Genomic DNA, 13,471 nt, shown 5'->3' with positions numbered 1-13,471 from the left:
TCGACGTCTTATGTCGACCTACGTCGGCCTACTCCGGCGTTTGAGCGCCAACTGCCGCTGGCGGGGGCGAATTCTAACTGTGAACTTGTGCACGCCAGGCATCCAGATCGGCCTGACCGAGCTTGCCCATCTTACGCGCCGACACCCGGCCGTCGCCGGTCACGACCAGCGTGAACGGCAGGCCGCCGGCGCTGTTGCCCAGGCGCCGGACCAGGTCGGTGCCGGCCAGTCCGGCGACCCCGATCGGAAAGCTCACCGGCGTGGCCGCCAGGAACCGGCGCACCGCGTCGGGCCGGTCGATCGCCAGTCCCACCACCCGCCAGCCCGCCGTCGACTGGCGCCGGAAGAAGGCATCGATCAAGGGCAGTTCCTCGATGCATGGCGGGCACCAGGTGGCCCAGAAGTTCACCAGCAATGGCTGTCCGCGCAACGTGGCGAGCTCGAGCTCGCCGCCCTCGGGGCGCTCGTAGCGCATCGACCAGAAGGCCGGATCCAGCATCTCGCCGGCCGCCGGAGCCGCGGCGCGATGCCGCCACAGGGCCGTGCCGGCGCCCAGGCCCAGCGCCGCCGCGGCGATGCCGCCGGTGAGCAGCCAGCGGCGGCGCGAACGGGACGCGGCCGGATCGGCGTCCTCCGCCGGCAGGTCGGAGGACGTCACGCCTGCCCTTCCTGCGCCAGCAGCCGCCGCAAGGCCTCGATGTCGCCGCGCGGCACCCGGCCCTGCGCATCGGGCTTGAGGGCCCCGCGCAGGTCGTCGAAATCGTAGACCAGCAGATGGACGCCGATCTCCTCGCCCAGGGCGCGACTGGTGGCATGCACGCTCAGCGCCTCGACCTTCTCGCCGTGGAAGCCGGTCACCATGCGCGGCTCGTAGTCGACGTGGTGGTCGATCAGCGCGATCTCGGCGGACTTGGAGTCGTCGCAGAACAGCTGGATGTAGACATCGGACAGCCGCGTCGCGGTGCCGTGCCAGACCGCGCCGCCGACGTAGGGGCGGAACTGCCGCAGGCGCTCCATCCATTCCAGCGCCAGCAGCCGCAGCTCCCGCAGTTCGCGCGGCTGGGTGTCGGCGCAGAACAGCTGGATGTAGTCGCGCACCTCGGCCTCGACCTCGTCGTTGTGGGGCAGCGCGGTGCGCGTGCTCAGCCCCATCTCGCGCAGGGCGCGACGTTTCGCGGGCCCGTATTCGAGCCCCTCCTCGACCACGAGCCGGGCCGCGACGGCGGCGATTTCGCGCTTGGGCGTGTCCATGCATCCATTCTGCCTCGCATGGCGGCCGGCGCAGGGAGTGACCCCTGGGTACGTCCCTAGAATCGGCCGATGCACATTCACATCCTCGGCATCTGCGGCACCTTCATGGGCGGCGTCGCCGCCCTGGCGCGCGAGGCCGGCCACCGCGTCACCGGCTGCGATGCCGGCGTCTATCCGCCGATGAGCGACCAGTTGCGCGCCCTGGGCATCGACCTCATCGAAGGCTTCGGCGCCGACCAGCTCGCCCTGCGCCCGGATGTCTTCGTCATCGGCAACGTGGTCTCGCGTGCCCGGCGCGCCGACGGCGCGCCCAAGTTCCCCCTGATGGAAGCCATCCTCGACGCCGGCGCCGCCTATGCGAGCGGCCCGCAATGGCTGGCCGAGCACGTGCTGCAGGGCCGCCACGTGCTGGCCGTGGCCGGCACCCACGGCAAGACCACCACCACGTCGATGCTGGCCTGGATCCTGGAGCGCGCCGGCCGGACGCCCGGCTTCCTGGTCGGCGGCGTGCCATTGGACTTCGGCGTCTCGGCCCGCCTGGGCCAGGGACCGTGCTTCGTCATCGAGGCCGACGAATACGACACCGCGTTCTTCGACAAGCGCAGCAAGTTCGTCCACTACCGCCCGCGCACGGCCATCCTGAACAACCTGGAGTTCGACCACGCCGACATCTTCGACGACCTGGGGGCGATCGAGCGCCAGTTCCACCACCTGGTGCGCACGGTGCCGGCGAGCGGCCGCGTGGTCGTCAATGCCAACGAGGACAGCCTGCGGCGCGTGCTGGCGCAGGGTTGCTGGAGCGAGGTGGTGCGCTTCGGCGCCACCGCCGATGCCGGCGGCGACGGCGGCAGCGGCTGGTGGGCGCGCGGCGCGCACGACGACTTCGACGTCGTGCGCGGCGACCGGATGCTCGGCCATGTCGCCTGGGAGCTGTCGGGCGAGCACAACCGCATGAACGCGCTGGCCGCCATCGCCGCGGCCGAGCACGTCGGCGTGTCGCCGGCCGAGGCCGCCACGGCGCTGGGCGGCTTCCGCAACGTGCGCCGGCGCATGGAACTGCGCGGCACGGTGACGCGCTCCGAGGGCACGATCACGGTGTACGACGACTTCGCGCACCATCCGACCGCCATCCGCACCACGCTCGACGGCCTGCGGCGCAAGCTCGACGACGAGGGCCGGCGCGACGACCGCGTGCTGGCGGTGCTCGAGCCGCGCAGCAACACCATGAAGCTCGGCGCCATGGCGGCGCAGCTGCCCTGGAGCCTGGAGGCAGCCGACCTGTCGTTCTGCCACGGCGCCGGCCTCGACTGGGACGTGGCCTCGGCGCTGGCGCCGCTGGGAGAGCGGGCGCGGGTGGTCGCGGCGATCGAGCCGCTGGTCGCGCAGGTCGCGGCGGCGGCGCGGCCGGGCGACCACATCGTGTGCATGAGCAACGGCGGCTTCGGTGGCATCCACGACCGCCTGCTGGACGCCCTGAAGGCGTCCTGAGGACCCGGCCCCGACGCCCCCGATGGCGATCGGGACCCCGACATCGGCGCGGGATCAGCCGCGACGCGCCCTAACCGCTTGCGACAGCGTGTCGAGCGCGGCCACCGAATCGTCCCAGCCCAGGCAGGCATCGGTGATGCTCTGGCCATAGGCGAGACCGCCGATCGAGTCGCGGCCCGGGGTGAACTTCTGCGCCCCGGCGTTCAGGTGGCTCTCGATCATGACGCCGAAGACGCTGCGGCTGCCGCCGGCGATCTGCGTGCCGATGTCGGCGGCGACCTCCAGCTGCTTCTGGTGCTGCTTGGCGCTGTTGGCGTGGCTGCAGTCGACCATCAGCCGCGGCGCCAGCCCGGCCGATCCCAGGTCGTCGCAGGCCGCGGCGACGCTGGCGGCATCGTAGTTGGGCGCCTTGCCGCCGCGCAGGATGACATGGCAGTCGGGGTTGCCGTTGGTCTGCACGATGGCGACCTGGCCGTTCTTGTGCACCGACAGGAAGTGGTGCCCGCGCGCCGCCGCCTGGATGGCGTCGGTGGCGATGCGGATGTTGCCATCGGTGCCGTTCTTGAAGCCGATCGGCGCCGAGATGCCCGAGGCCAGTTCGCGATGCACCTGGCTCTCGGTGGTGCGCGCGCCGATCGCGCCCCACGAGATCAGGTCGCCGATGTACTGGGGCGAGATGACGTCGAGGAACTCGCTGCCCGCGGGCAGGCCCAGGCGGTTGATGTCGATCAGCAGCTGGCGCGCCATGCGCAGGCCCTCGTCGATGCGGAAGCTCTCGTCGAGGTAGGGGTCGTTGATGAGGCCCTTCCAACCGACCGTGGTGCGCGGCTTCTCGAAGTACACACGCATCACGATCTCCAGCGAGTCGGCGTACTTCTCGCGCTGCGCCTTCAGGCGCCGGGCGTAGTCGAGCGCGGCGGCGGGGTCGTGGATCGAGCAGGGTCCCATGATCACCAGCAGCCGGTCGTCGGTGCCGGCCATGATGTCGTGGATGCGCCGGCGCGTCCCGGTGATCAGCGTCTCCACCGGCGTGCCACGGATCGGGAAGAAGCGGATGAGATGTTCGGGAGGCGGGAGCACGTTGATGTCCTTGATGCGTTCGTCGTCGGTCTGGCTGGTTTTCTCGACGTGCGCATACCAGCTGTCGCTGGTCGGGGCGGAAGGATGGGTCATCGCGGGGCTCCTGGAGGATGGGGATGGAAGGGAATCGGGGGAACCAAAAAAAAACCGCCGGGGCGTGAGCACCGGCGGTTTTCAGAGGGGTTGTGCGTTTGTCTTTACGCGCTCGTCTCTAGGCCGCCGGAGAACCGGAACCAGAAGTACGAAAAGAAGAAGGCGGCGCGCAGCGACATGGCAGGCAATGTAGCACAGGGTCCGGGGGCCGGAGGCCTCGCAAACCCTGCCATGCGGCGCCTCAGGCGGTGCCGCCGACGGTCAGGCCGTCGATGCGCAGGGTCGGCTGGCCGACGCCCACGGGCACGCTCTGGCCTTCCTTGCCGCAGGTGCCGACACCGGAGTCGAGCGCCATGTCGTTGCCGATCAGGGTCACGCGCGTCAGGGCGTCGGGGCCGTTGCCGACGATGGTCGCGCCCTTGACCGGGTAGAGGATCCTGCCGTTCTCGACCCAATAGGCCTCGCTGGCCGAGAACACGAACTTGCCGCTGGTGATGTCGACCTGACCGCCACCGAAGTTGGTCGCGTAGAGGCCCTTCTCGATGCTGGCGACGATCTCCTGCGGATCCTTGTCGCCACCGAGCATGTAGGTGTTGGTCATGCGCGGCATGGGCATGTGGGCATAGCTCTCGCGACGGCCGTTGCCGGTCGGCTTGACGCCGCTCAGGCGGGCGTTGAGCGAGTCCTGGATGTAGCCCTTGAGGATGCCGTCCTCGATCAGCACGTTGCGCTGGCTGGCGTTGCCCTCGTCGTCGACGTTGAGCGAGCCGCGGCGGTCGGCGATGGTGCCATCGTCGAGCACCGTGACGCCCTTGGCCGCGACGCGCTCGCCGATGCGCCCGGAGAAGGCACTCGATCCCTTGCGGTTGAAGTCGCCCTCCAGGCCATGGCCGATGGCCTCGTGCAGCAGGATGCCGGGCCAGCCCGGGCCGAGCACGACGGTCATCTCGCCGGCCGGCGCCGGCCGCGCCTCGAGGTTGGTCAGGGCCGCCTTGACGGCCTGGTCGACATACTGGGCGATGTGCTCGTCGTCGAAGTAGGCCAGGCCGAAGCGCCCGCCGCCGCCGCCCGAGCCGATCTCGCGCCGCACCTTGCCGGCGATGGTCTGCTCGGCGATCACCGTCACCGACAGCCGCACCAGCGGCCGGACGTCGGCGGCCAGCGTGCCATCGGCGCGCGCGACCAGCACGACGTCGTATTCGCTCGCCAGGCCGGCCATGACCTGGGCGATGCGCGGATCGCGACTGCGCGCGAGCTGCTCGACCTTCTCCAGCAGTTTCACCTTGGAGGTGCTGTCGAGCGTGGCGATGGGATCGATGCCGTCGTAGAGCGAACGGCTGGAGGCGATCTTGCGACTGGGCACCTTCACGCGGCCGCCGCGCGCGGTGGCGGCGATGGAGCGCACGGTGCGCGCGGCATCGAGCAGCGAGGCCTCGGAGATGTCGTCCGAATAGGCGAAGGCGGTCTTCTCGCCACTGACCGCGCGCACGCCGACGCCCTGGTCGATGCTGAAGCTGCCGGTCTTGACGATGCCCTCCTCCAGGCTCCAGCCCTCGCTGCGGGTGTACTGGAAGTAGAGGTCGGCGTCGTCGACCCGATGCGCCTTGATCTCGGCCAGGGCCCGGCTCAGGTGGGATTCGTCGAGGCCGAAGGGCGTCAGCAGGAGTTGTTGCGCCGTCGCGAGGCGCTCGATCGTGGGTTCGCGGGAGATCATCCTGGATTATTGCTCGCCCCCAGGCTGCGGCGCACTGCGTGTCCGCTTCGCCCACCCCCCACCGGGGAGAATGAGGACCACCCCCAGGCTTGCCCACTTCGTGTGGCAGCGCCTACCCCCTCGAGGGGGCAATGGCGGCGGACCGGCCAAGCCGGATCCACGCCATTCGCGCGGGAGCCACGGCCCTTTGCGCCGGGCTGCGCGGGGCGGCGCGGGGCGGAACGGCGCGGCGCGGAGTGCGTCAGGTCTGCATCAGGCGGCGGGCGCGGGAGATGGACATGAGGATGCCCAGGGCGAGGCCGAGGGTGACCATGGCGGTGCCGCCATAGCTGATGAAGGGCAGCGGGACGCCGACGACGGGCAGGATGCCGCTGACCATGCCCATGTTCACGAAGGCATAGGTGAAGAAGATCATCGTGACCGCGCCGGCCAGCAGGCGCGAGAACAGGGTCGGCGCCGACAGGGCGATGGCCAGGCCGCGGAAGATCAGGAAGGTGAAGGCGCCGATCAGGAACAGGTTGCCCGCCAGGCCGAATTCCTCGCCATAGGCGGCGAAGATGAAGTCGGTGGTGCGCTCGGGGATGAATTCGAGGTGCGTCTGGGTGCCCTGCATGAACCCCTTGCCGCCGATGCCGCCGGAGCCGATGGCGATCATGCCCTGGATGATGTGGAAGCCCTTGCCCAGGGGGTCCTTGCTCGGGTCGAGCAGCGTGCACACGCGCTGCTTCTGGTAGTCGTGCAGCACGCGCCAGTCGACGCCGTCGGCGCACAGCTGCGATTCGAAGCCGACGATCAGCACCACCGCCACCACGCCGATCGCCACCGGCGGCACGATCAGCTTCCAGCTCAGGCCGGCGAAGAAGATCACCGACAGCCCGGCCGCCATCACCAGCAGCGCCGTGCCCAGGTCGGGCTGCTTCATGATGAGCCCCACCGGGATCATCAGCAGCACCATCGCGAAGGCGAAGTCGAACGGGCGCACGTGACCCTCGCGTCGCTGGAACCACCACGCCAGCATCAGCGGCGTGGCGATCTTCAGGATCTCGCTCGGCTGGATCACCATGCCGACGTTGATCCAGCGCGTGGCGCCCTTCTTGGTGATGCCGAACAGCGCCACCGCGATCAGCAGTCCGACGCCGGCCAGGTACAGCGGCACGGCGAACATCATGAGCCGCTGCGGCGGCACCTGCGCGACGACGAAGAGGATGAAGCCGGCCAGCAGCATGTTGCGGCCGTGGTCGATGAAGCGCGATCCGTGGTCGAAGCCCGACGAGTACATCGTCAGCAGGCCGGCGCAGGCCAGCAGGACCACCGCGAACGCCAGCAGGCCGTCGAAGCCCTGGAAGATGGGGGCGATGCGCCGCGCGAGGGAGGGTTGCTGGAAGACGGCGGACATGGGCGCGGATTATCGGGGCGCGGACCGCCCGCTCAGGTCAGATCGATCTGGACGACCGTGCGCCCCGGACGGCTTTGGAGCGCCAGCGCCGCGCCGATCTCCCGGGCGCGCGATGCCAGGGCGCGCGGCGGCACCGCGACGTCGAAGCCGATGCCGTCGTCGATCACCCGGATGCGGATCCCCCGGTCCGTCGGCGCCGCCTCGATCCGCAGGGTGCGGGCCCGCGCGTGCTGCAGCACGTTGGACAGGGCCTCGAACAGCAGGAACTGGAGCTGGCGCAACGCCGGGGCGTCGAGCCGGGGCAGCGGCCGGAGCTCCTCCACGGCCCATTCGAGGACCAGGCCGGAGCCGGCCAGCCGCGGCTCGAAGCGATGCCGCAGGCCGGCCAGCAGCATCTGCACGTCGCCCGGCGGCAGCTGCAGGGCATCGATGGAGAGCTTCAGGTGGTCCATGGAGTCGCGCAGGGTGTGCAGGACCTCGTTCGGGCGGACCTGATCCGACTGCATCTGGCGGATCGCCGTGCTGAGGTGGGCGCCGACGCTGTCGTGCATGTCGCGCAGGATGCGCTCGCGCTCCAGGGCGCGTTCCTGGGCGCGCGCGCCGATCTCGAGCCGGTCGTAGGCCGCCGCCAGTTCACGCTCGCGCTCGGCCACGCGCGCGGCGAGCATGCGCGGCAGTTCGCGCGACCGGGCGCTCGCCGCATGGAAGCGCCGCATCACCAGACCCAGCAGCGCGAGCCCGAACAGCATCGAGGCATAGCGCACCCAGGTCGTCTCGCCATAGGCATCGCTCATGCGGATGACCAGCCAGTCGCGCACCGCCACCGCCAGCGTGAGCGCCATGACCGCCGCCACCAGCAGGCGCGCGGCGGTCGGCCGCCACAGCGTGGCGCCGATGAACAGGCAGACATAGGCCGTCATCGCCACGATCTCCACGCCCAGCCAGGCGGTCAGCCAGAACGGTTCGCCCCGTGAGAGCGCCACGTAGCAGGCGAACACCGGCACGGTGAAGATCAGCGCCAGCGCGCGCTGCAGCCGGACCATGGTGGGCCGGTCCTGCCAGCCGGCGACGTGCTGGCAGAACATGACGCAGGAAACGGCCCAGCCGGAGTAGCAGGCCGTCATCAGCACGCCCCACGCGACCCAGGGCAGCGGCGGCTCGACGATGGCGCCATCCGCCACCCGCAGCGCCCAGCACCACTGCGCCAGTGCCGCCCACAGGTAGAGCCGGTCCCGGCGCGGCCGGCCGGCGCCGGTTCCGGCGGGCTCGACCTGCGTCAGCCACAGGCCCAGCGCGATCGCCCCGATCACCCCGCTGAAGGCCGACAGCAGCACGGCGCCCGTGAAGCGCCAGGCATAGGCCGGCGCGAACAGGCGGTCGCGCACGGTCGTGGCCGGCCCGATCGTGGGCACCGCCAGCCCGGCGCGACGGCCGGAATCGGCGCGGATGCGGATCTGCAGGCGGTTGTCTCCGGCGCGCAGCAGGCCGGCCGGCAACGGCAGGTAGATGGGCACCTTGGCATAGTCGGCGCCGTGGTCGCGCGCCAGATCGCCGTGGGTCTGCAGCAGGCTGCCATTGACCGCGACCTCGAAGACGCTGCCCACGCGCGGGATGAACAGGCCCCAGGGCCCGGCCGGCGCTTCGGCCAGGGTGAAGGGCAACGTGAAGCGCGCCTCGCCCGGCCGCCCCGCGTGCACGCGGTCCCAGTGATAGGGCAGCCCCACGGACGCCTCGCGCGTGGCGCCGTCGACCGTGCTGACGACGCTGCCCGCGCGCAGTGCGAGCAGGGCCTCCGCGGCCGGCGCCTGCGCAGGGGCGGCGGCGGGTCCCAGCAGCAGCAGCAGCAACAGCGGCACCCTCGGCAGGAGGCCCGCGACGCCGCGCCGGATCGCCGCCAGGCCCCCGGTCGCGCGCATGGCTCAGTCCGGCTGCCGCAGCAGCCCCAGCCGCGACGCCTCGAAGACGGCTTCGTTCTTCGAATGCACCGCCAGCTTGGCGTAGAGGTTCTTGATGTGGGTCTGCACCGTGTTCACGCTCAGGTCCTTCAGTCGGGCGATCTCCGCATAGGAGAAGCCCCGGGCGATGAGGTCGAGCACCTCCTGCTCGCGCGCCGACAGGAAGGCCGGCCGGACGGCCTCCGGCGTCGCCGCGCCGCGCGCCAGCCAGGGGCCGGAGGTGCCGGAGGCAGCGGGCGCAGCGGATGCCCCGGGCGCGGCGCCGGCCGCATCCGCCGCCAGCCGCAGGCGACGGTACCGGGTCAGCACGGAACGCGCGAGCATGGGCGAGATGGGCGAGGCGCCGGCCTTGACGTCGAGCAGCGTGCGCGCGATGTCCGCGGGCGCCGCGTCCTTGTACAGGTAGCCGACGGCCCCGGCCTCGATGCTCGCCAGCGCGCTGGCCTCGTCGCCATAGATCGACAGCACGACCGGATCGCAGGCCGGGAAGCGGGCCGCCATCGCGCGGATGACCTCGAGGCCGCTGCCGTCGGGCAGGCCGAGATCGACCAGCAGCAGGTCCGGCGCCTCGGTCGTGGTGCCCAGCCAGGCGCGTGCCTCCCGCAACGTGCCCAGTCCGGCCAGCCAGCGCAGCCGGGGCTCGGCGCGCACGCTGCGTTCGAGGGTATCGCGCAGGCGCACATCGTCCTCCACGACCAGGACCGTCCAGGACGCCGGTGGCCGGGTGCTTGCCTCGATGTGCATGGAGCCGAAGCATAAGCGGTCACTCCGCTTTCAGGGGGCCTCGATGGGCCGGCGCCGCTAGCATGCCGGACCATGCCCACCACCCATCTGCTCTACCTGCACGGTTTCCGCTCCTCGCCGCAGTCCACCAAGGCGCGCCAGATGGCCGCCCGCATGGCCGCGCGTCATCCGCAGGTGCGCTGGTGGTGTCCGGCGCTGCCGCCCTCCCCGCGCGAGGCGATGGCGCTGATCATGGACGGCATCGCCGACTGGCCCCGCGCGACCATGGCGGTGGTCGGCTCGTCGCTGGGCGGCTTCTACGCGACCCGCGTCGCGGCCCTGACGGGCTGCCCGGCGGTGCTGCTCAACCCGGCCGTCGATCCGGCGCGCGACCTGGCCCGGCACATCGGCGCGCAGACCGGCTGGCACGACCCGACGCAGCAGTTCCATTTCCAGCCCGGGTTCATCGACGAACTGCGCGCCCTGGAGGTCGGACCGCTGGAGCGGCCCGAACGCGTCCTGGCGATCGTCGCCCAGGGCGACGAGGTGCTCGACTGGCGCGAGATGACGGCGCGCTATCCGGGCAGCCGGGTACGGCTGCTCGAGGGCGGCGACCACGCGCTGTCGGACTTCGAGGCGCGGCACCTGGACGACGTACTGGCCTTCCTGGACCCGGTCTGAGCGCCGGATCGGGCGTGGGAGAATCCGGCCCATGTTTGTATTGTTCGAAGAAGCCGGCAAGTATCTCGGCGGTCGCGTCATCTCGGAGGCCGAGGCCTCGGCCCAGGTCGAGCTCGACACCGGCAAGCGGGTCAAGGCCAAGAGCGCGCACATCGTGCTGCGCTTCGACAAGCCGGCCCCGGCCGAGCTGATCGCGCAGGCGCGCGAACTGGCCGCCACCGTCGACCTCGACCTGGCCTGGGAATTCGCGCCCGAGGGCGAGTTCTCCTCGGCCGAGCTGGCCACCGAGTATTTCCAGTCCAGCCCGACGCTGGTGCAGCAGGCCGCCGCCCTGTTCGCGCTGTTCGACGCGCCGCACTACTTCCGCCGCGCCGGCAAGGGCCGCTTCAAGAAGGCGCCGGCCGAGATCATCCAGCAGGCGCTCGCCGCCATCGAGAAGAAGAAGCAGGTGCAGGCGCAGATCGCCGACTGGGCGGCGCAGCTGGTGGCCGGCGAGTGCCCGGCGCCGGTGCGCGAGCAGCTCTACAAGATCCTCTTCCGGCCCGACAAGAACGCGCCGGAGTACCGCGCCGTGGTCGAGGCCTCGCGCACCGCCCAGCGCGCGCCGCTCGAACTCCTCGAGCGCGCCGGCGCCATCGATTCGCCCTACCAGTTCCACTGGCGGCGCTTCCTGTTCGAGAACTTCCCCAAGGGCACCGGCTTCCCGGCCCTGGCGGCGCCGGCGATCGCCGACGACCTGCCGCGCGCCGAGGGCGTCGCGGCCTTCTCCATCGACGACTCGCAGACCACCGAGATCGACGACGCCCTGTCGGTGCAGGGGCTGGGCAGCGGCACCGTCACGGTCGGCGTGCACATCGCCGCGCCGGGCCTGGCGCTGGTGCCGGGCAGCGCCATCGACCAGGTGGCGCGCGCGCGCATGTCGACGGTCTACATGCCGGGCCACAAGATCACCATGCTGCCCGACGACATCGTGCAGACCTACACCCTGCTCGAAGGCGGCGACCGCCCGGCGGTGTCGCTCTACGCGCGCTTCGACGAGACCACGCTCGAGCTCCAGGGCACCGAGACCCGGCTCGAACGCGTGCCGATCGTCGCCAACCTGCGCCACGACCAGCTCGACGGCATCATCACCCAGGCCTGGCTGGAGGACGCGGACGCGACGCATCCGGACACGCCCGAGGCCGTGGCGGCGTTGCGCGCGCCGCTGAGCTTCCTGTTCCGGCTCGCCCGCCAGCTCAAGGCGCAGCGCGAGGTGGCGCGCGGCAAGCCGGAGAACTTCAACCGGCCCGACTACAACTTCCGCCTCACGGGCCACACCGGCGAACCGGTGGGCGACGAGCAGGTCGGCATCACCACGCGCCAGCGTGGCGCGCCGCTCGACCTGATCGTGGCCGAGGCCATGATCCTGGCCAACAGCAGCTGGGGCGCCTGGCTCGGCGAGCTCGGCGTGCCCGGGCTCTATCGCAGCCAGGCCAGCCTGGCGCCCGGCATCAAGGTGCGCATGGGCACGCGCTCGCTGCCGCACGCCGGCCTGGGCGTGAAGAGCTATGCCTGGAGCACCTCGCCCCTGCGCCGCTACACCGACCTGGTCAACCAGTGGCAGATCATCGCGGCCGCGCGCCACGGCAGGACCGCCCCGCTGGCCGCGCCCTTCAAGCCCAAGGACGCCGACCTGTTCTCGATCCTGTCGGGCTTCGACGCCGCCTATGCCACCTACAACGCCCACCAGGGGGGCATGGAGCGCTTCTGGACCCTGAAGTACCTGCAGCAGCAGGGCATCACCGAACTCGAGGTCAGCGTCATCAAGGACCTGCCCAATGGCGCGCTGGTGCGGGCCGAGACGCTGCCCCTGGTGTTCCCGGTGGCCGGAGCGCAGCCGCGCGGCGCCCGCCTGCGCGTGAAGCTCGGCGAGATCGACGAGATCGCGCTCGACGTCCACGGCACCGTGCTCGAGCGGCTGGACCTGCCCGGCGCCGATGCCGCCGCCGCGACCCCGGACGATGCCGGCGACGACGACGAGGAAGTGGCCGGTCCGATCGCCATCGCGGTGGATCTGGCCGATGCCGACGCGCCCGGCGCCGCGCCTCAGGCGGCCGGCACGCCGGCCTGAGGCCGGACCGCTCCCCGCGCGTCCACGCTCACGTCCACGCCCGCATCCGAGCCGGCACCGGCCCCTCCGCCGCCCCGCCCCGTCGCCATGTCCTCCCGACGCCCCGGTGTCCTGCCCGTCGCGCTCGGCCTGTCGGTCGCGCTGCACGCGCTGGCGCTGGCGGTGCACTTCGTCGATCCGCCCGCGCCGGCCCGGCCCGCCGCCAGCGCGCCGCTGGAGCTGATCCTCGTCAACGCCCGGTCCCGGGAACGATCCGAGGCGCCCGAGCATCCGGCGGCGCTGGCCCAGCACACGCTCGCCGGCGGTGGCGCCGCCGCCCGGGGCCGGGCGACCAGCCCCCTGCCACGCTCGGCCTTCGCCGCCGAGGGCGACGCGGCCGAGGAGACGCGCCGCGAGGCCGAGGCGGCGCCGGCCGAGACGCCCGCCGTACCGATCCTCGCGGCACTGGTCGGTCCGGCCGGCATCGCGCCGCCGACACCGCCCCGGCCCGAGACGACGCCGGCCGAACGCCAGGCCGCGCTCGCGCCCGAGGAACGCCGGCGCGAGCTGGTCGACCAGCTCGCCGAGATCGAACGCCGCCTGAACCGTGACAACGCGCAGCCGCGCAAGCGCTATGTCAGTCCGGCGACGCGCGAGGCCGCCTATGCGGCCTATGTCGACCGCCTGCGTCGCAGCATCGAGGCGCGCGGCACGCGCAACTTCCCCGAACTCGCCGGCCGCAAGCTCTATGGCGAACTGACCATGCTGGTCACCGTCGATGCCGACGGCCGGCTGCTCGGCGCCGAGATCATCCAGGGCTCGGGCAGCGACATGCTCGACCGGCGCGCCCAGGCCATCGTGACGAGCATCGGCAACTTCGGCCGCTTCCCCGAAGCCATGCGCACCCAGGCCGACCAGATCGTGCTGCCGTCGCGATTCCAGTTCGGTCGCGACGAGACGCTGAAGACGAGCCGCTAGGATCGCGCCCACGCCAATCAAGG

Annotated in this window: 11 protein-coding genes; 4 read left to right on the top strand and 7 right to left on the bottom strand. The window is 71.6% G+C overall.

What is annotated here, in order from left to right:
- Positions 1 to 73: 73 nt before the first annotated feature.
- On the bottom strand, positions 74 to 658 hold the full coding sequence (locus tag AC1MLT_RS14640; protein WP_481032922.1) for a TlpA family protein disulfide reductase: 585 nt from the start codon (positions 656 to 658) through the stop codon (positions 74 to 76).
- Positions 655 to 1,251 carry a hypothetical protein gene (locus tag AC1MLT_RS14635; RefSeq protein WP_481032921.1) on the bottom strand — a complete coding sequence of 199 codons (597 nt, stop codon included), beginning with the start codon at positions 1,249 to 1,251 and terminating at the stop codon, positions 655 to 657. The genes AC1MLT_RS14640 and AC1MLT_RS14635 overlap by 4 nt, the downstream gene beginning before the upstream one ends.
- Positions 1,252 to 1,320: 69 nt before the next feature.
- Between AC1MLT_RS14635 and mpl the strand changes: the two genes are divergently transcribed.
- The gene (mpl, locus tag AC1MLT_RS14630; RefSeq protein WP_481032920.1) at positions 1,321 to 2,739 is read left to right on the top strand and encodes a UDP-N-acetylmuramate:L-alanyl-gamma-D-glutamyl-meso-diaminopimelate ligase; all 1,419 of its coding nucleotides are present in this window, start codon (positions 1,321 to 1,323) and stop codon (positions 2,737 to 2,739) included.
- A gap of 54 nt (positions 2,740 to 2,793) precedes the next feature.
- Here the strand turns inward: mpl and AC1MLT_RS14625 are convergent, their stop codons facing one another.
- The 5 genes from AC1MLT_RS14625 to AC1MLT_RS14605 form a co-directional block, all read right to left on the bottom strand.
- Positions 2,794 to 3,912: a 3-deoxy-7-phosphoheptulonate synthase gene (locus AC1MLT_RS14625; RefSeq protein WP_481032919.1), complete on the bottom strand. Its 1,119-nt coding sequence runs from the start codon at positions 3,910 to 3,912 to the stop codon at positions 2,794 to 2,796.
- Between the two features lie 241 nt (positions 3,913 to 4,153).
- The gene (gene tldD / locus AC1MLT_RS14620; RefSeq protein ID WP_481032918.1) at positions 4,154 to 5,626 is read right to left on the bottom strand and encodes a metalloprotease TldD; all 1,473 of its coding nucleotides are present in this window, start codon (positions 5,624 to 5,626) and stop codon (positions 4,154 to 4,156) included.
- Positions 5,627 to 5,867: 241 nt separating this feature from the next.
- Positions 5,868 to 7,022: a rod shape-determining protein RodA gene (gene rodA / locus AC1MLT_RS14615; protein ID WP_481032917.1), complete on the bottom strand. Its 1,155-nt coding sequence runs from the start codon at positions 7,020 to 7,022 to the stop codon at positions 5,868 to 5,870.
- A gap of 32 nt (positions 7,023 to 7,054) precedes the next feature.
- On the bottom strand, positions 7,055 to 8,938 hold the full coding sequence (locus tag AC1MLT_RS14610; protein ID WP_481032916.1) for a sensor histidine kinase: 1,884 nt from the start codon (positions 8,936 to 8,938) through the stop codon (positions 7,055 to 7,057).
- 3 nt (positions 8,939 to 8,941) lie between these two features.
- The gene (locus AC1MLT_RS14605; protein ID WP_481032915.1) at positions 8,942 to 9,721 is read right to left on the bottom strand and encodes a response regulator; all 780 of its coding nucleotides are present in this window, start codon (positions 9,719 to 9,721) and stop codon (positions 8,942 to 8,944) included.
- A gap of 72 nt (positions 9,722 to 9,793) precedes the next feature.
- Here AC1MLT_RS14605 and AC1MLT_RS14600 point away from each other — a divergent pair, with 72 nt between their 5' ends.
- The 3 genes from AC1MLT_RS14600 (at position 9,794) to AC1MLT_RS14590 (ending at position 13,448) form a co-directional block, all read left to right on the top strand.
- Positions 9,794 to 10,381, top strand: a complete 588-nt coding sequence (locus tag AC1MLT_RS14600) for a YqiA/YcfP family alpha/beta fold hydrolase (protein ID WP_481032914.1) — start codon at positions 9,794 to 9,796, stop codon at positions 10,379 to 10,381.
- A gap of 31 nt (positions 10,382 to 10,412) precedes the next feature.
- On the top strand, positions 10,413 to 12,491 hold the full coding sequence (locus AC1MLT_RS14595; RefSeq protein WP_481032913.1) for a ribonuclease catalytic domain-containing protein: 2,079 nt from the start codon (positions 10,413 to 10,415) through the stop codon (positions 12,489 to 12,491).
- Between the two features lie 87 nt (positions 12,492 to 12,578).
- Positions 12,579 to 13,448 (top strand): energy transducer TonB, encoded by an 870-nt coding sequence (locus tag AC1MLT_RS14590; RefSeq protein ID WP_481032912.1) that lies wholly within the window; start codon positions 12,579 to 12,581, stop codon positions 13,446 to 13,448.
- The last annotated feature ends 23 nt before the right edge of the window (positions 13,449 to 13,471 follow it).

The organism is Variovorax sp. PEI5 (genome assembly GCF_056679935.1).
Note: the sequence above shows the minus strand (reverse complement) of the source record. Positions and strands in the feature narration are given on the sequence as shown.

What these genes read in the sequence shown, in the direction of transcription:
- AC1MLT_RS14635 (WP_481032921.1), bottom strand. Translation starts at nt 1,251, where the DNA reads ATGGACACGCCCAAGCGCGAAATCGCCGCCGTCGCGGCCCGGCTCGTG.
- mpl (WP_481032920.1), top strand. Translation starts at nt 1,321, where the DNA reads ATGCACATTCACATCCTCGGCATCTGCGGCACCTTCATGGGCGGCGTC.
- AC1MLT_RS14625 (WP_481032919.1), bottom strand. Translation starts at nt 3,912, where the DNA reads ATGACCCATCCTTCCGCCCCGACCAGCGACAGCTGGTATGCGCACGTC.
- tldD (WP_481032918.1), bottom strand. Translation starts at nt 5,626, where the DNA reads ATGATCTCCCGCGAACCCACGATCGAGCGCCTCGCGACGGCGCAACAA.
- rodA (WP_481032917.1), bottom strand. Translation starts at nt 7,022, where the DNA reads ATGTCCGCCGTCTTCCAGCAACCCTCCCTCGCGCGGCGCATCGCCCCC.
- AC1MLT_RS14610 (WP_481032916.1), bottom strand. Translation starts at nt 8,938, where the DNA reads ATGCGCGCGACCGGGGGCCTGGCGGCGATCCGGCGCGGCGTCGCGGGC.
- AC1MLT_RS14605 (WP_481032915.1), bottom strand. Translation starts at nt 9,721, where the DNA reads ATGCACATCGAGGCAAGCACCCGGCCACCGGCGTCCTGGACGGTCCTG.
- AC1MLT_RS14600 (WP_481032914.1), top strand. Translation starts at nt 9,794, where the DNA reads ATGCCCACCACCCATCTGCTCTACCTGCACGGTTTCCGCTCCTCGCCG.
- AC1MLT_RS14595 (WP_481032913.1), top strand. Translation starts at nt 10,413, where the DNA reads ATGTTTGTATTGTTCGAAGAAGCCGGCAAGTATCTCGGCGGTCGCGTC.
- AC1MLT_RS14590 (WP_481032912.1), top strand. Translation starts at nt 12,579, where the DNA reads ATGTCCTCCCGACGCCCCGGTGTCCTGCCCGTCGCGCTCGGCCTGTCG.